This window comes from Paracoccus onchidii (assembly GCF_028294535.1).
GTDB classification, from domain to species: Bacteria; Pseudomonadota; Alphaproteobacteria; order Rhodobacterales; family Rhodobacteraceae; genus Paracoccus; species Paracoccus onchidii.
The window spans coordinates 92,121-109,129 of sequence record NZ_JAQBIE010000008.1; the positions used below are offsets into that span (position 1 = coordinate 92,121).

14 protein-coding genes are annotated in these 17,009 nt (G+C 61.8%); 4 read left to right on the forward strand and 10 right to left on the reverse strand.

Annotated features, from left to right (window positions below; all coding sequences use genetic code 11):
• Positions 1–2: 2 nt before the first annotated feature.
• Entirely contained in the window at positions 3–797 is a 795-nt protein-coding gene (iolB, locus tag PAF17_RS07415) for a 5-deoxy-glucuronate isomerase (protein WP_271888464.1), read from the forward strand.
• A gap of 33 nt (positions 798–830) precedes the next feature.
• On the forward strand, positions 831–1,610 hold the full coding sequence (locus PAF17_RS07420; RefSeq protein ID WP_271888465.1) for a TIM barrel protein: 780 nt from the start codon (positions 831–833) through the stop codon (positions 1,608–1,610).
• A gap of 52 nt (positions 1,611–1,662) precedes the next feature.
• Here PAF17_RS07420 and PAF17_RS07425 read toward each other — a convergent pair whose 3' ends face one another.
• Together PAF17_RS07425 and PAF17_RS07430 are read right to left on the reverse strand one after the other, a co-directional pair.
• Entirely contained in the window at positions 1,663–3,324 is a 1,662-nt protein-coding gene (locus tag PAF17_RS07425; protein WP_271888466.1) for an FAD-binding oxidoreductase, read from the reverse strand.
• A gap of 30 nt (positions 3,325–3,354) precedes the next feature.
• On the reverse strand, positions 3,355–3,981 hold the full coding sequence (locus PAF17_RS07430) for a glutathione S-transferase family protein (RefSeq protein ID WP_271888467.1): 627 nt from the start codon (positions 3,979–3,981) through the stop codon (positions 3,355–3,357).
• A 149-nt stretch (positions 3,982–4,130) separates the two neighbouring features.
• On the opposite strand from PAF17_RS07430, the gene PAF17_RS07435 reads away from it, so the two are divergent.
• Together PAF17_RS07435 and PAF17_RS07440 are read left to right on the forward strand one after the other, a co-directional pair.
• Positions 4,131–5,027 (forward strand): LysR family transcriptional regulator, encoded by an 897-nt coding sequence (locus PAF17_RS07435; protein WP_271888468.1) that lies wholly within the window; start codon positions 4,131–4,133, stop codon positions 5,025–5,027.
• A 141-nt stretch (positions 5,028–5,168) separates the two neighbouring features.
• Entirely contained in the window at positions 5,169–7,961 is a 2,793-nt protein-coding gene (locus tag PAF17_RS07440; RefSeq protein ID WP_271888469.1) for a bifunctional aconitate hydratase 2/2-methylisocitrate dehydratase, read from the forward strand.
• Between the two features lie 174 nt (positions 7,962–8,135).
• Here the strand turns inward: PAF17_RS07440 and PAF17_RS07445 are convergent, their stop codons facing one another.
• The 8 genes from PAF17_RS07445 to PAF17_RS07480 all read right to left on the reverse strand — a co-directional run bounded on the left by PAF17_RS07445 (position 8,136) and on the right by PAF17_RS07480 (position 16,995).
• Positions 8,136–8,981: an ABC transporter ATP-binding protein gene (locus PAF17_RS07445; RefSeq protein WP_271888470.1), complete on the reverse strand. Its 846-nt coding sequence runs from the start codon at positions 8,979–8,981 to the stop codon at positions 8,136–8,138.
• Positions 8,978–9,817 (reverse strand): ABC transporter ATP-binding protein, encoded by an 840-nt coding sequence (locus PAF17_RS07450; RefSeq protein ID WP_271888471.1) that lies wholly within the window; start codon positions 9,815–9,817, stop codon positions 8,978–8,980. The genes PAF17_RS07445 and PAF17_RS07450 overlap by 4 nt, the downstream gene beginning before the upstream one ends.
• A gap of 4 nt (positions 9,818–9,821) precedes the next feature.
• Positions 9,822–10,721 carry an ABC transporter permease subunit gene (locus PAF17_RS07455; protein ID WP_271888472.1) on the reverse strand — a complete coding sequence of 300 codons (900 nt, stop codon included), beginning with the start codon at positions 10,719–10,721 and terminating at the stop codon, positions 9,822–9,824.
• The gene (locus PAF17_RS07460; protein ID WP_090733762.1) at positions 10,718–11,725 is read right to left on the reverse strand and encodes an ABC transporter permease subunit; all 1,008 of its coding nucleotides are present in this window, start codon (positions 11,723–11,725) and stop codon (positions 10,718–10,720) included. The genes PAF17_RS07455 and PAF17_RS07460 overlap by 4 nt, the downstream gene beginning before the upstream one ends.
• Positions 11,726–11,799: 74 nt before the next feature.
• Positions 11,800–13,401: an ABC transporter substrate-binding protein gene (locus PAF17_RS07465; protein WP_271888473.1), complete on the reverse strand. Its 1,602-nt coding sequence runs from the start codon at positions 13,399–13,401 to the stop codon at positions 11,800–11,802.
• A gap of 174 nt (positions 13,402–13,575) precedes the next feature.
• Entirely contained in the window at positions 13,576–14,772 is a 1,197-nt protein-coding gene (locus PAF17_RS07470) for a M24 family metallopeptidase (RefSeq protein ID WP_271888474.1), read from the reverse strand.
• Positions 14,773–14,846: 74 nt separating this feature from the next.
• The gene (locus tag PAF17_RS07475) at positions 14,847–16,049 is read right to left on the reverse strand and encodes a CaiB/BaiF CoA transferase family protein (RefSeq protein WP_271888475.1); all 1,203 of its coding nucleotides are present in this window, start codon (positions 16,047–16,049) and stop codon (positions 14,847–14,849) included.
• Entirely contained in the window at positions 16,042–16,995 is a 954-nt protein-coding gene (locus PAF17_RS07480; protein WP_271888476.1) for a hydroxymethylglutaryl-CoA lyase, read from the reverse strand. The genes PAF17_RS07475 and PAF17_RS07480 overlap by 8 nt, the downstream gene beginning before the upstream one ends.
• Between the last annotated feature and the right edge of the window lie 14 nt (positions 16,996–17,009).

Here is a 17,009-nt window from a genome sequence, read left to right on the forward strand (position 1 = left end):
CCATGTCCCATCTGTTGAAACGCCCCTTCGGAACCCACGGCAAGGTTCACCAGATCACGCCCGAAAGCGCGGGCTGGCGCTATGTCGGGTTCGACTTGATCCGTCTGCGCGCGGGCGAAAGCTGGGCCGAGTCCACGGACGAGGCCGAAATCATTCTGGTCATGGTCGAGGGCAAGGCCCGGATCCACGCCGCCGGTCAGGATTGGGGCGAACTGGGTCAGCGGATGAATGTCTTTGAAAAGACCCCGCCGCATTGCCTTTATGTGCCCAATGGCCAGGACTGGTCGCTGGAAGCCACGACCGAGGCGACCATCGCCATCTGTAAGGCGCCGGGCAGGGGTGGCCATCAGGCCCGCCGCATCGGTCCCGATGGCATCACCCTGACCCCGCGCGGCGAGGGCAACAATACGCGCCACATCAACAACATCGCCATGGAGGCCGAAGACTACTGCGACAGCCTGCTGGTGACCGAGGTCTTTACCCCGGCCGGCAACTGGTCGTCCTATCCCAGCCACCGCCATGACGAGGACGACTTTCCCCGGATCACCTATCTGGAGGAAACCTATTACCACCGCCTGAACCCGGCCAATGGCTTTGGCATCCAGCGCGTCTATACCGACGATCTGTCGCTGAACGAAACCATGGCGGTCCATGACGGCGATGTCGTCTGCGTACCGCGCGGCCACCACCCCTGCGGCGCCCCCCACGGCTTCGAGATGTATTACCTGAACGTCATGGCCGGCCCCCGCCGAAACTGGCGCTTTGTCCCCGCACCCGAAGTCGAACACCTGATGTAAGACCGCCCCGCGCGGTTTCCCGGAGCCTGCCCCATGACCCAACCTTTTCAACTTGCCGCCTGCGCGGAAATGCTGTGGCGCAACCGCCCCATCGAATGGCGTGCCGCGCGCCTGACCGAGATGGGTCTGGGCGTCGGCCTGTGGAACTGGCCCGACCACGATCTGGCAAGGCTGGAAGCCGTGGGCGCAAACTATACCATCATGAACGGCTATCTTCAGGGGCGGCTGGCCGATGATGAGGGCGCCGATATGCTGCTGGCCTCGGCCCGCGAAACCGCGCAGATCGGCAAGCGGCTGGGGGTGTCGCGGCTGAATCTGCATGGCACCGGTCTGGGCGATGGCGGCATTCCCATCTGGCAGCACGAACAGGTCAGCGGCGCAATGTGGCTGAAGGCGCGCGATACCCTGCACCGCATCTGCGATCTGGCCGAGGCCGAGGGCGTGGTTTTCACATTGGAGAACCTGAACCTGCTGGATCATCCGGGTTGCCCGTTCGGGGCGACTGCGGATGTGCTGGCGCTGGTGTCGGCCATCGATCGGCCGCAATTGCGGATCAACCTTGACCTCTATCACACCCAGATCGGCGAGGGTGATCTGATCCGCTGGTGTGAAAAATGCCTGCCCTGGATCGGCGAGGTTCAGGTGGCGGACAATCCCGGCCGCTTCGAGCCCGGCACCGGTGAAATCAACTATCCCGCCATCGCGCGGGCGCTGGACAGGATGGGCTATCGCGGCCCCGTCGCGATGGAGGCCTTTGCCGAAGGTGACAGCGATTGCGCGGTCGAGGCGTTCGTTCGCGCCTTCACCGTGTAATCGATCCTGTTCGCTTGCCCCTTCTGGGCAAGGCGAACCATGGGCACCGGTACTATGCGCCGGGGCCGAAGCTTTCGAAATGGATATGTGACGGGGCGACGCCTCGGTCTTCGAGGCCGGTCCGCATGTCCGAGATAAAGCGACTTGGCCCGCACAACATGAAATGCGCATCCGCGGACGGCACCAGTTTCAGCAGGGCTTGGGTGGAAATGCGGCCCGTGAATGTGCGATCAGGCTGGGTCAGATCCTCTGCTCGGGGCTGGCTGAAGAAAACATGCTCTGTCAGGTGATGGTGCCGGGCTATCAATTTGCGCAGCTCTTGGTGCAGAGCATAGTCATCCCCACGGCGCGCGCCGTGCACAAAGATCCCCGGACGGCCCCTTGTGGCCAAGTCATGCAGCATTGGCACCATTGGCGTGATGCCGACGCCCGCGCTGATCAGGGCGACCGGACCCTTGCCCGGTGGCAGGATGAAATCCCCGGCGGGCGGATGCGCCGTGATTGTGCTGCCTTCGCGCAGGTGGTCGTGCAGAAACCGCGAGACAAGGCCATCCGTTTCTCGTTTCACCGAGATCCGATAGACGCCCTTGGCCGTGCTTGGACCTGACAGTGAATAGCTGCGCCGGGCGGGCGCAGAAAGCCCCGGGATGTCGACCGAGATGGGAAGATGCTGGCCCGGCAGGAATGGTTGAAGTTCTTGGCCATTCGTGGCGACGAATTCGAAGGACGTGATGTCGCGCGACTCGGTTTTGCGCCGTGCAAGGCGCAGTTGGCGCGACAGGTGATCCAACCTGGACCAGCGCAGAGAAACCGCAGCCGGGCGGTCGATAACCTTGTCGATACTGACGGTGATCACGCGCTGGACCTTGGGATCGTGATGGTCGTTTCCGGCCCAGTCGATTTCCGCCCGGCCGGTCAGGTGCAGCAGGCCCCCGGTTTGAAAATCGACAAACAACAGGCCGACACGCGGGTCCGCCATGATATTGCCGATCGTGTTGAAGAAATTGTTTCCCGCGTAATCGGGTATGCGCAACTCGGTCGGGCCAGTGACCTGCACGAAACCGGCTTCGCCGCCGCGGTGCGACGCATCATAGCCGGTGGACGAACTGTCGGGGCGGCCTTGTTGGCCGGACCCGATGAACAGCGTATCGGCAGAGCGTATGCGGGCAATCTGGTCGCTGTTCAGTTCTTGTGCATGACGTGGCGACGGGGGCGGGGTGGTCGCTGCGCGATGCCAGCCGCGTTCGTGGATATATTGCGGGCAGTTCCCGAAGGTCTGGCGCATCTCTATCGAATAGCCGTTCGCTTCGGGGGTGACATGGCCACTGAAGCGATTGCGCCGCCTGCTGGCCTGATCGATGCCAACCGCGCCGATGCTGCCGCCATGTGCCAACCGGCCCGCCAATGGGTCAAGGGCCGACAGGGATGTGTTCAGGGTCAGATGGCGCGGGTCGGGCGAGTTGATGAAGCCCGTGGGCCCTTCGATCAATGTCGTCCAGACACGTCCTTGCTCGTCCCCGCTGGCGACGATCAGAAAAGGCAGCGAGGTGTGAAATTCACGGTGCTGCTCGGGAAGGTGGTCACGCACGAAACCACTGGCCCATTGCGAAACATCGCCGGCCCCGGCACGCAGTTGCGCGGCGCGTTCGCCAGCATGAAAGGGATTGGTTGAAACTGTGACAGTCATCGCGACACCTTTGGCAAGAAATGGCATCAGGTCCGTGGATCCTGATGCCGGTCAATGTCAGACCAGTTCCGGAATTGGCGAACTGGCCATGGCGACAAATCCGGGCAGCGACTCGACGCGTTTCAGCCAGGCGCGGATATTGGCATAGGATGCCAGGTCGACCCCGCCCTCGGGGGCATGCGCGATATAGCTGTAGCCCGCGATATCGGCGACCGAGGCATCAGCGGTCGCCAGCCATTCACGATCTTGCAGATGCAGATCCATGATGCGGAACAGGTCATGGGCTTTCTGAACCGCCGCGCCATGATCCAGCGGCACACCGAACACCTTGACCAGACGGGCCGCGCAGGGGCCGGCATAGACATTGTCGGCGGCGATGGTCAGCCAGCGCTGAACCTCGGCAGCCTCTTTCGGGCTGTGGGGCAGCCAATCGGAGTTCGGGGCATAGGTCTTGACCAGATAGATCAGGATCGCATTGCTGTCGGCCAGCGTATAGCCGCTGTCATCAATGGCCGGGACCAGTCCGAAAGGGCTGATTTTCAGGTAATCCGGTGCTTTATGCGCGCCATTGGCCATATCGAGATCTATGGTTTCATAAGGCAGGCCCAGAAGGGCCAGCATCAGTTCGACACGATGGCAATGCCCGGATTTCGGGTTGCGATACAGTTTGATGGGCGTGGTCATGGAACATGTCTTTCCGTTGCGGTGGGGCATTGGCATGAGCGCGGGTTGCTGCACATGCTGTGGTATCGATACTAATTCTGCTTGATCGACGAATGAATGCGGCGATAGTGAAAGTCACTATTTCGCGAAATGATAATAATCGGGGCGCGATGGACCGCTTGCAAAGCCTGGAAGTTTTTATTGCGGTTGCCGAGGCCGAAAGTTTTGCGGCTGGCGCGCGGCACCTTGGGTTAAGTGCGCCTTCAGTGACGCGGGGGGTAAACGCGCTCGAGACGCGTCTGGGGGCGCGGCTGTTTACCCGTACGACGCGGCGTGTTCGGTTGACCGAGGTTGGCCGGGTCTATCTCGAAGATGCGCGCCACATCCTGACCCAGCTGCAGGCCGCCGATGATGCGGCAGCGGGCGCGGCCCTGAACCCGGTCGGCGAATTGAGGGTGACTTGCCCGCATGAATTTGGTCGTCTGCATGTGACGCCCATCCTGGCGGATTTTCTGGATAGCTATCCAGATCTGACTGCGGATGTCGTGATGTTGGACCGTGTGGTGAACATGATCGAAGAAGGCTTTGACATTGCGGTGCGCATCGGTCCGCTGCCGTCATCGGGCCTGACGGCGGTGAAGGTCGGGCAGGTGCGCCGAATGGTTTGTGCGTCGCCCGAATATCTGAACGCATATGGCGCGCCCGAAAAACCTGCGGATCTGACAGGCCACCGGATCGTGGCCGCGGGTGCTGTCAGTCCGATGATCGACTGGCGTTTCGGGCGCGATTCCTCGTTGCCGGTGCGTATCAGGCCGCGCCTGCGCCTGAGCAGCGTCGCGGCGGCGATCGCGGTGGCGCGGACCGGATGGGGCCTGACACGTGTGCTGTCCTATCAGATTGGCGACGATTTGCTGGATGGCACCCTGCAACCGGTGCTGGTAGAGTATGAGCCGGATCCATTGCCGATTCATCTGGTGCATGTCGAAGGTCGGCGGGCGCCTGCCAAGGTGCGCAGCTTTATTGATTTTGCGCGAACGCGGTTGCGAATGCTTGCAACGCCTGACTGACGGCATGGCAGGACGGCAATGCTCCCCTTGCCTTGATCGCCGGTTTGGTATACAGCCGCATACAATTGAACTGCCGCCGTTTGCCGGGTGCCCTGACGCCCGGTGCTCCAGCCTCGTCCAACACTGACTGTAGGGATCGCCATGAGCTTGTACACCGAGTACCTGAATGAAATCGAAACGCGCAAGGCCGAAGGGCTGCACCCCAAGCCGATCGATGACGGGGCACTGGTTCAGGAACTGATCGCGCAGATTCAGGATGCCGCACATCCCCATCGCAAGGATTCGCTGGAATTCTTTATCTATAACACCCTGCCCGGCACCACGAGCGCCGCCGGTGTCAAGGCCGCGTTTCTCAAGCAGATCATTCTGGGACAGGCTGTCGTCGCGGAAATCACACCCGATTTCGCCTTCGAGTTGCTGTCGCATATGAAGGGCGGCCCCTCGGTCGAGATGCTGCTGGATCTGGCACTTGGCGATGATGACGCAATCGCGGCCAAGGCAGGCGAAGTTCTGAAAACCCAGGTGTTCCTGTACGAAGCCGACATGGACCGCCTGTCCACCGCATATCGCGATGGTAATGCAATCGCCCGCGATGTTCTGGAAAGCTATAGCAAGGCCGAATTCTTCACCAAGCTTCCCGATGTCGAAGACGAGATCAAGGTCGTGTCCTATATCGCTGCCGAAGGTGATATTTCGACCGACCTGCTGTCACCGGGCAATCAGGCCCATTCGCGTTCCGACCGTGAACTGCACGGCAAATGCATGATCTCGCCCGAAGCGCAGGCCGAGATCCAGAAGCTGCAGGAACAGCACCCTGACAAACGGGTCATGCTGGTTGCGGAAAAGGGCACGATGGGCGTCGGCTCGTCGCGGATGTCCGGCGTCAACAATGTGGCGTTGTGGACCGGCAAGAAGGCCAGCCCCTATGTGCCGTTCGTCAATTTCGCGCCGGTCGTGGCCGGTACGAACGGTATTTCCCCGATCTTCCTGACGACGGTTGGCGTGACCGGCGGTATCGGGCTGGACCTGAAGAACTGGGTCAAGAAGGTCGGTCCCGATGGCAAGCCATTGGTGAACAATGACGGCAACCCGATCCTCGAACAGAAATACTCGGTTGAAACCGGCACGGTCCTGACCATCAACACCAGGGACAAGAAGCTTTACAACGAAGCCGGAGATCAGGAACTGGTCGACGTGTCGTCCGCCTTTACCCCCCAAAAGGTCGAATTCATGAAGGCCGGCAGCTCTTATGCGGTTGTGTTCGGCAAGAAATTGCAGACATTCGCGGCGGAAACGCTTGGCGTCGAAGCGGCTGCGGTCTTTGCGCCGTCAAAAGAGGTCTCGGTCGAGGGGCAGGGGCTGACTGCGGTTGAAAAAATCTTCAACAAGAATGCCGTCGGCGTTGCCGAGGGCAAGACCCTGCATGCCGGTTCGGATGTGCGGGTCAAGGTCAACATCGTCGGTTCACAGGACACGACGGGTCTGATGACCTCGCAGGAACTCGAGGCGATGGCCGCCACCGTCATTTCGCCGACGGTTGACGGGGCCTATCAGTCGGGCTGTCACACCGCGTCGGTCTGGGACAAGAAGGCTCAGGCCAACATCCCGCGCCTGATGAAATTCATGAACAATTTCGGTCTGATCACCGCGCGCGATCCCCGGGATGGATATCACGCGATGACCGACGTGATCCACAAGGTGCTGAACGACATCACTGTGGATGACTGGGACATCATCATCGGCGGCGACAGCCATACCCGCATGTCCAAAGGGGTTGCCTTTGGCGCCGATTCCGGAACCGTCGCGCTGGCGCTTGCGACGGGTGAGGCGACGATGCCGATCCCTGAATCCGTCAAGGTGACGTTCAAGGGCAAGATGGCCGATCACATGGACTTTCGTGATGTGGTTCATGCCACGCAGGCACAGATGTTGCAGCAGTTCGGGGACAATGTCTTTCAGGGCCGCGTGATCGAGGTGCATATCGGCACATTGCTGGCCGATCAGGCCTTTACCTTTACCGACTGGACCGCCGAGATGAAGGCGAAAGCGTCGATCTGCATTTCCGAGGATGAGACCCTGATCGGCTCGCTCGAGCTGGCCAAGGCCCGTATCCAGGTGATGATCGACAAGGGCATGGACAACGAGGCAGGCACCTTGAAAGGCCTGATCGCCAAGGCCGACAAGCGCATTTCCCAGATTCGCACCGGCGAGAAACCGGCACTGACACCTGACGACAATGCCAAGTATTTCGCCGAGGTCGTGGTTGATCTTGACGTGATCGATGAACCAATGATCGCGGACCCGGATGTGAACAACACCGATGCGTCGCGGCGCTATACCCATGACACGATCCGTCCCGTTTCCTATTACGGCGGCGAGAAGAAGGTCGATCTGGGATTTGTCGGATCCTGCATGGTGCACAAGGGTGACATGAAGATCGTTGCCCAGATGCTGAAGAACCTAGAAGAGGCGCAGGGCAAGGTCGAGTTCAAGGCCCCGCTGGTTGTTGCGGCCCCCACCTACAATATCATCGATGAATTGAAGGCCGAGGGCGACTGGGAAATCCTGCAGAAATATTCGGGTTTCGAGTTCGATGACATGTTCCCGAAAAGCACCGCGCGGACCGAATACGAGAATATCCTCTACCTAGAGCGTCCGGGCTGCAACCTGTGCATGGGCAATCAGGAAAAGGCCGCAAAAGGCGACACCGTTCTGGCAACGTCGACGCGGCTGTTCCAGGGACGTGTCGTCGAGGATTCGGCCGAGAAGAAGGGCGAATCCCTGCTGGCCTCGACGCCGGTCGTGGTCCTGTCGGCGATCCTGGGTCGTACGCCCAGCTCCGAGGAATACAAATCCGCGGTCAAGGGCATCGACCTGACCAAGTTCGCGCCGCCTGCCGAAGCGCCCGGCACCAGCCGTTCGGTCCATTTCTAAGCGGATGTTCTGCCCTGCCTCGCTGCCGGTAGCGCCGAGGGGCATGGCGTGGGTTCGCCCGGACGATATGACCACAAACAAGAACTGCCGCGCGAGTGATCCGCGCGGCAGTTCTTTATGCTTTGGGCCGTGACCGGTATTCGGGGGACGCTTGCTTGCGCCAGACTTTGGGGATCAGGCGCCTGACAACTGCCGCGCGGCCTTGCGGCGGGCGACGCGGGCGCGGATCGCCTCGATATCCGTGACCGGCGTGGCGTTGAACAATTGCTGCGTATAGGCGTGTCGGGGGTTGGCAAAAATCTCGTCGCGCGAGGCCTGTTCGACGGCCTCGCCTTTTGAAATCACCATCACCTCATCCGCGATATAGCGCACCACCGACAGGTCGTGGCTGACAAAGACATAGGTCAGCCCCAATTCGTCCTGCAGATCGGCCAGCAGGTTCAGCACCTGCGCCTGCACCGACAGATCCAGCGCCGAGACCGGTTCGTCCAGCACCAGCAACGAGGGGTTCAGCATCAGCGCCCGCGCAATCGCGATCCGCTGCCGCTGTCCACCGGAAAACATGTGCGGATAGCGGTTGTAATGTTCAGGCATCAGCCCGACCTTTTGCAACATCGCCTTGGCCCGGTCGCGCCGTTCGGCGGCAGGCACATCGGTGTTGATGACCAGCGGTTCGGTCAGCACATCGCCGATCTTCTGACGCGGGTTCAGGCTGCCATAGGGGTTCTGGAACACCATCTGCACCTTGGACCGCATCTCGGGACCGGGGCGTTTCGCCGCGATATCGACCGGCTGACCGTCGATCAGCAACTGCCCGCCCGAGGGCGCGTCGATCAGCGCGACGATCCGCGCCAGCGTCGATTTGCCGGACCCGGATTCGCCCACGATGGCCAGCGTCTTGCCCTTCTGGACGCTGAAATCGATGCCCTTCACGGCGCGGACGGTCTTGGCCTTGCGCAGCATGCTGCCCGGCACGTGATAATCCTGAACGATGGCGCGTCCTTCGACGACTGGGGTCATCGGGGGGCCTCCTCTTGGAAAAAGTCGGACACGGTGGGCAGGCGGTCGCCCGTCGCATGTTCCGGCAGCGCCGCCAGCAGCGCGCGGGTATAGCCGCTTTGCGGGGCCTCGAACAGGCTAAGGACGTCGGCCTCTTCCATCTTGCGGCCCTTGTATTGCACCACCACGCGATCGGCGGTTTCGGCCACGACCCCCATGTCATGGGTGATCAGGATCAGGCCCATGCCGTAATCCTCTTGCAGCTTCATCAGCAGGTCCAGGATCTGCTTCTGGATGGTCACATCCAGCGCCGTCGTCGGTTCGTCCGCGATCAGCAGGCGCGGATTGCTGGCGATGGCGATGGCGATCATCACCCGCTGACATTGCCCGCCCGACATCTGATGCGGATAGGTCTTCAGCTTTTCTTCGGGTTCGGGGATGCCCACCGCCTGAAACAGCTCGACCGCGCGGGCACGCGCTGCCTTGCCCGACAGGCCCAGATTGATGCGCAGCACTTCCTCGATCTGGAAGCCGACCGTGAAGGACGGGTTCAGCGAGGCGATCGGTTCCTGAAAGATCATCGTGATCTCTCGTCCGATCAGCTTGCGGCGCTGGCTGGCGGACATGGTCAGCAGGTTCTGACCGTCATAGCTCATTTCATCGGCGGTGACGGTGGCGGTGTCGGGCAGAAGCCCCATCACGGCCAGCATCGAGACCGATTTGCCGGACCCGGATTCGCCCACGATGGCCAGAACCTCGCTGCGATCGACGGACACGTCGATCCCGTCCACGGCGGTAAAGCTGCCGGTGGCGGTCGCGAATTTGACGGTCAGGTTGCGGATGGTCAGCAGGGACATGGCATCAGCTCCGCTTCAGTTTCGGGTCAAGCGCGTCGCGAAGACCGTCGCCCATCATGTTGATCGCCAGAACAGAGGTCAGGATCGCCAGACCGGGGAAGGTCACGACCCACCAGGCGCGCAGGATGAATTCACGCGCCTCGGCCAGCATGGTGCCCCATTCCGGCGCAGGCGGCTGTGCACCCATGCCCAGAAAGCCAAGCGCGGCGGAATCCAGCACGGCGGACGAAAACGACAGCGTGGCCTGAACGATCAGCGGCGCAAGGCAGTTCGGCAGGATCGTCTTGAACATCAGGCGCATGTTGCCGGCACCGGCCACGCGGGCGGCGGTGACATATTCGCGCTTCATCTCGCTCATGACGGCGGCGCGGGTCAGGCGGGCGAAATGCGGCTGATAGACGATGGCGATGGCGATCATCGCATTGGTCAGGCCCGGCCCCAGAACCGCGACCAGCACAAGCGCCAGCAGCAGCGAGGGGAAGGCCAGGATGATGTCCATGACCCGCATGATCACGGCATCGACCCAGCCCCGGAAGAACCCCGCGACCAGCCCGATGAAGATGCCGCCGAACAGCGCGATGGACACGACCACGATGCCGATGAACAGCGAATATTGCGCGCCATAGATCAGCCGCGACAGCATGTCCCGCCCGACCGCATCGGTGCCCAGAAGGAACTCGGCCCGGCCACCTTCCTGCCAGAAGGGTGGCAGCAGCAGCGCGTCACGATATTGCGTCGCGGGCGAATGGGGCGCCAGAACCGGCGCGAAGATCGCGGTCAGGACCAGCAGGATAAAGACGAACAACCCGACCACGGCACCGCGGTTCTGGCGGAAATAGAACCAGAACTCGGCCAGCATCTGGCGACGGATCGCGGCGGTCGACATTTGTGCGGAATTGCTCATGACGCGCGGATCCTTGGGTTGATGAGGCCATAGGTCAGATCGACCAGCAGGTTCACGACCATGACCATGCCCGCGATCAGCAGCAGCCCCGATTGCACCACCGGATAGTCACGGCGCGAAATGGAATCGATCATCCATTTGCCGATGCCGGGCCAGCTGAAGATGGTTTCGGTCAGGATCGCCCCCGCCATCAGCACGCCGATCTGCAGGCCGATGGTGGTGACGACCGGGATCATCGCATTGCGCAGCGCGTGAACGCCGATCACCCGGCGTGACGGCATGCCCTTGGCGCGGGCGGTGCGGACGTAATCTTCGCCCATCACTTCCAGCATGGCCGACCGTGTCTGGCGTGCGATCACGGCCAGCGGGATCGTGGCCAGAACGACGCTTGGCAGGATCAGGTGACTGACGGCCGAGATGAAGGCCCCGTCCTGCCCCGACAACAGGCTGTCGATCAGCATGAAACCGGTGACCTGCGGAAAGAAATACATCAGGCTGATGCGGCCCGACACCGGGGTCCAGCCAAGGAACCCCGAAAAGAAGATGATCAGCAGCAGGCCCCACCAGAAGATCGGCATCGAAAAGCCGACCAGGGCGGTGGTCATGGACAGCTGATCGAACCAGCTGCCGCGCTTGATCGCGGCCAGAACGCCGACCGGCACGCCGATCAGCGTGGCGATGATGATCGCGCACAGGCCCAGTTCGACCGTTGCCGGGAACAGGGCCAGAAATTCGGTCAGGACAGGCTTCTTGGTGACCAGCGAATTGCCGAAATCACCCTGCAAAAGGCGCCCCAGAAAATCGAAATACTGCATGATGAAGGGCTTGTCGAAGCCCAGCTGCGCGCTGAGTTCGGCGTGGCGTTCCGGCGAAACGCCGCGCTCGCCCGCCATCAACAGCACCGGATCGCCCGGCAGGATGCGGACGAAGCCAAAGGCAATGATGGTGATCCCAAGGAAGGTCGGGACCAGATACAGCAGCTTTGAGAGGATGAAACGGACCATTCGCCTCTTTCCTTGAAGAACGCGCGGGGTCTGGCCCCGCGCGTTCGTATGTCAACAAACGTGACGCGGAGGGCTTATTCGGCCAGATCCACATCCTCGAAGGTGAAATCGCCAAGCGGGCTCATCTTGAAGCCCGACACCTTGGTCGACATCGGCACATACTGGGTCGAATGTGCGATGGTCAGCCAGGGCGCCTGTTCCTTGAAGATCACCTGCGCCTGTTCATACAGCGCGGTGCGTTCAGCCTGATCGGCGGTCACCTTGGCCTGTTGCAGCAGATCCGAGAATTCCTCGTTGCACCAGAAAGCCCGGTTCGCGCCGCCTTCCTTGGCGGATTCGCAGGACAGCAGAACCGACAGGAAGTTGTCGGGATCGCCGTTGTCGCCGGTCCAGCCCAAGATCACCGCACCGTCGCGGCCCTCTTCCATCGATTTCGACAGATATTCGCCCCATTCATAGGACACGATTTCCGCGCTGACACCGACCTTGGACAGATCTTCCTGCATCAGTTCGGCCGTGCGGCGGGCATTGGGCATGTAGGGACGCTGCACCGGCATCGCCCAGATGTTCATCGACAGATCGGTGGCGCCCTCTTCTTCCAGCATGGCCTTGGCGGCTTCGGGGTCATAGGCATCGTCCTCGACCGCGTCGTTATAGGACCACATGGTCGGCGGCAGCGGGTTCTTGGCCGGTTCGGCCGCGCCCTGGAACACCGCGTCGATAATGGCGTCCTTGTTGATCGCCATGTTCAGCGCCTTGCGGACCTTCGGATTGTCGAAGGGCGCGATGGTGGTGTTATAGGCCAGATAGCCCACGTTCAGGCCCGGCTGTTCATCCAGCTTCAGGCTGTCGTCAGCCTTGATCGATTCCAGATCGGCGGGCGAGGGATAGGGCATCAGGTGGCATTCGCCGGCCTTCAGCTTTTGCAGGCGCACGGCGGAATCGGGCGTGATCGCAAAGACCAGATCGTCGATCATGGGCGCGGTGCCCCAGTAATCGGCGTTCTTCTGGTAACGGATCACCGCATCCTTCTGATAGGCCACGAATTTGAACGGACCGGTGCCGATGGGCAGGTTGTTCAGATCTTCCATCGTGCCGGCCTCGGCCAGCGTATCGGCATATTCCTTGCTGACGATCGAGGCGAAGGGCATGGCGATATTGGCCAGGAACGGTGCCTCGGGCTGGTTCAGCGAGATCTTGACGGTGTAGTCGTCGATCTTCTCGATCGATTTCACCAGGTTCGGCATGTCCATGGCGGTGTAATATTCATAGGTGATGCCCGGAATATACTGGTGCCACGGATGTTCGGTATCGCCCTGACGCTGGAACGAGAAGATCACGTCATCGGCGTTGAAATCGCGCGTCGGGGTAAAGCTGTCATTCGACTGCCATTTCACACCCTCGCGCAGGTGAAAGGTGTATTCGGTGCCGTCCTCGGACACGTCCCAGCTTTCGGCCAGGCCGGGCATGACTTCGGTGGTGCCCTTCTTGAATTCGGTCAGACGGTTGTAGATCGGATGCGCCGAGGCATCGAAGGTCGTGCCGGCGGTATAGGGCGAGGGGTCGAACCCTTCGGGCGAGGCTTCCGAGCAATAGACAAAGGTCTTTGCTTCGGCCACGGCGGTGGTCATGGCCAGCGCCGACACGGCCAGAAGGCTGCGGGAAAGATATTTCATGCGAATCGTCCTTTTCGCTCTCTGTTGAACTGATGCCCGCGATTTCCCCATGGGGGGATTCGCGATGCTTATTACGTAGGCATATACCCGAGAGGGACCGGTGATCTACTGCCAACCCGTTAGACAGATAACTTTCCTGCATCGGGTGCAAGTGCGACGTCAGGTCAGCTTTGCTTACCCAAAGGGTCGGGAAAGGTCATTTGACGGCGGGCAGAACCAGCGTGGCCCGTCTTGCGTCATGTGGGCGATGTCTTCCAGCCGAACCCCGCATTCGCCGTAAACGCACAACATGGGTTCGATTGAAAAACACATGCCCGGCTGCAATGTCGTGCGGTTCCCTTTGACGATCCATGGCTCTTCGTGGATGTCCATGCCCAGACCGTGGCCGGTCCTGTGGGGCAGGCCGGGCACGTTGTAACCCGGCCCGAATCCGGCAGAGGCGATGGTGTCGCGCGCCGCCATATCCACGGCTTCGCAGGTGGCCCCAAGGCGGGCCGCGGCGAAGGCGGCTGCATGGGCGGCATGTTCAATATGCCAAAGCTGCTGTTGGCGCGGGGTGGGGGTGCCGTGGACATAGCTGCGGGTGATGTCGGATTGATACCCTTGCAGGGTGCCACCCATATCCACCAGAACCATGTCCCCTTCGGCAAGAACTTGTGGATGGGGCACGCCATGCGGATAGGCTGTGGCCTCGCCGAACTGCACGGCATGGAACAGCGGTTTCAACCCCAAGGCGCGGTGCGCGGCATCGATGAACTGCCCGACTTCCGGGGTGCTGATGCCGGTGCGCAGGCCCTGATACACCGCGCGCTGCACCCGCCAGCTGGCATCCATTGCGGTCTGTATGATCGCGATTTCCTCGGGTGATTTCAGCTGCCGCAATGCCGCGATAGCGGGGCCGGCATCAATGACCTTTCCGCCACGCGCACGGGTCAGCGCCGAGGCAAAGCGGAACGGCGTTGCCGGGTCGATTCCCAGATCCGATCCTGACAAATGACGAAGGTGATCCGCCACCAGCGTGAACGGATCTTCGTCTTCTTCCCATTCCAGCATCGGCCCATGAATGCGCATCATGCTTTGCAGCTTTGGGGCCTCGAACACGGGCGTCAGATAGGTCGGCGGGCCGTCGGCGCCGATCAGGGCGCCGTGGATCCGCTCGGACTGGCCCAGCCTGAGGCCGGTGAAATAGGTCAGCGAACTCGACGCATCCAGCCAGATCGCCGCCAGCCCGTCTGCCTTGATTCTGGCCTGCAGGGCCGCCAGCCGTTCCATATGGGCCTGATCGGTGATCGGCTGCGCAAACACCGGCCGAAACCGGTTCAGCGCCTGATCCAGATCAGAATTGTTCGACGGTTGCGGGCTGGCGGTCATCGGGCGTCCTTTCCTGAGGATAAGACAGCCTTACGCCGCCAGCCCGCGATCTGTCGAGCCATCACCATGCTCCGTCAGCCTAGGCCGGCGATGTTCCGGGCCACAAGATCGTCGATTTCCGACCGGGAAAAGCCGAACTCGGACAAGACGTCGTGGGTGCCTCCGCCCAGTTGCGGCACCGGGCGGTGGATGGTGCAGGGTGTCGCGCCAAGCTTGACGGGAAAACCCAGCACGGATTGGGACGGGCCGTCTTGCCACGGAGCTTTAAGAACCATCTCTTGTGCATTGATTTGCGGGTCAGAAAATACCTGCGCCAGATCCTGCACCACGCCGCAGGGCACGCCGGCGGCATTCAGGATGCCCAGCCAGTGGGCCTGACTTTTCCCGGCCATGCGGCCATTGATCAGATCGCGCAGTTCTTCACGCGCGGCCATCCGCTTGGGGTTGGTGTCATAGCGCGGGTCTGTCATGATCCAGCCCAGATCCAGCGTTTCCAGAAAGCGCGTCAGGATCTGGTCATGCGAGTTCGCCACCGCGATCTGCCCGTCGGAACAGGTGAACAGCCCATAGGGATAGACCAGCGGATGATCGTTACCGGTCCGCGCAGGAACCTTGTCGGTCGCGAAATATTCCGAGGACAGATAGGCCATCAGGCTGAGCAGCCCGTTGACCATCGCAACCTCGACCGTCTGGCCCTGCCCGGTCTTGTCGCGCCCGATGACCGAGGCCAGGATCCCCAGCGCGGCATAGATCCCCGCAACCAGATCGCTGACCGGCGCGGCGGCACGCATCGGCGGGCCGTCGGCCTCGCCATTGACGCCCATGAAGCCACTCATCGCCTGGGCGATGAAATCGAAGGCCGGGCGATCGACATAGGGTCCGGTGCTGCCATAGCCATTGATGCTGGCCACGATCAGGCGCGGGTTCAGTTCCTTCAGCGCCGCTGCCCCAAGGCCCAGCTTGTCCAGCGTGCCGGGGCGAAAATTCTCGACCAGAACATCGGCATCGGCCAGCAGGCGGCGCAGGACGGCCTTGCCCTCGTCGCTGTAAAGATCGAGCACGACCGACCGCTTGTTGCGGTTGAACCCGGCGAAATAGCCGGAATGTCCTTCGGTCATGGTGCCCTGTGCGCGGACGGGATCGCCCTTGGGCGGCTCGACCTTGATCACATCGGCCCCCAGATCGCCAAGGATCATGGTGCAGAACGGCCCCGACAACACGCGGGTCAGGTCGATGACGCGCAGCCCGTCCAGCGGGCCCTTGATCGGTTCAGCCATTCGCGGTCCTCACACTGTCCATGGTTGCGGTTTTCAGGCGCGGTCCGGCCTTCATCACCTGTCCGGGCAGTTCACGCCCGATGATCCGTTCGGCCAGGCCGGCGGCATCGATCAGCCCGTCCAGATCGGCCCCCGACTGAACACCGCTTTCCTGCAACAGATAGACCAGATCCTCGGTCGCGATATTGCCGGTGGCGCGGGGCACGAAGGGGCAGCCGCCCAGCCCGCCGATGCTGGATTCGTAATGGGTGACGCCCATCGACAGGCCCGCATAGGCACAGGCCAGCCCGACCCCGCGGGTATTGTGGAAATGCAGCGCCAGATCGACGCCATCCAGCACCGGGCGCAGCGCCTGAACCCGCTGAATGACATTGGCGGGCGTCGCCATACCGGTCGTGTCGCCAAGCGTGATGTAGTTCATGCCCAGATCGCGATAGGCCTTGGCCTGATCGACCACGGCCTGAACCGCGACCTCGCCCTCGAACGGACAGCCGAAGGCCGTGGCGATGGCGCCTTGCAGGGCGACGCCCGTGCCTTCGGCCAGCCGGGCGATGTCCGCGAACCCGGCCAGCGAATCGGTGCGGCTGCGGTTCACGTTTTTCAGGTTGTGGCTTTCCGAGGCCGAGGCGAACAGCACCATCGCATCGGCGCCCGCCTCGATCGCGGCCTCGGCTCCGCGCAGATTGGGTACCAGCGCGGTCAGGTGCAGATCGTCACGCCCGCGAAACGCGGCCAGAACCTCGGCCGCGTCGCGCATCTGCGGCACGGCGCGCGGCGACACGAAAGAGGTGATTTCAAAGCGCCGCAGCCCGGCATCGATCAGCGACTGGATCAGCGCGATCTTCTGGTCGGTCGGCACGAAAACCGGTTCGGATTGCAGGCCATCGCGGGGCCCGACCTCGGTCAGGACGGCACGTTCGGGAAAGCCCTGGATTGGGGTCAGCATTCGATTTTCCTCCC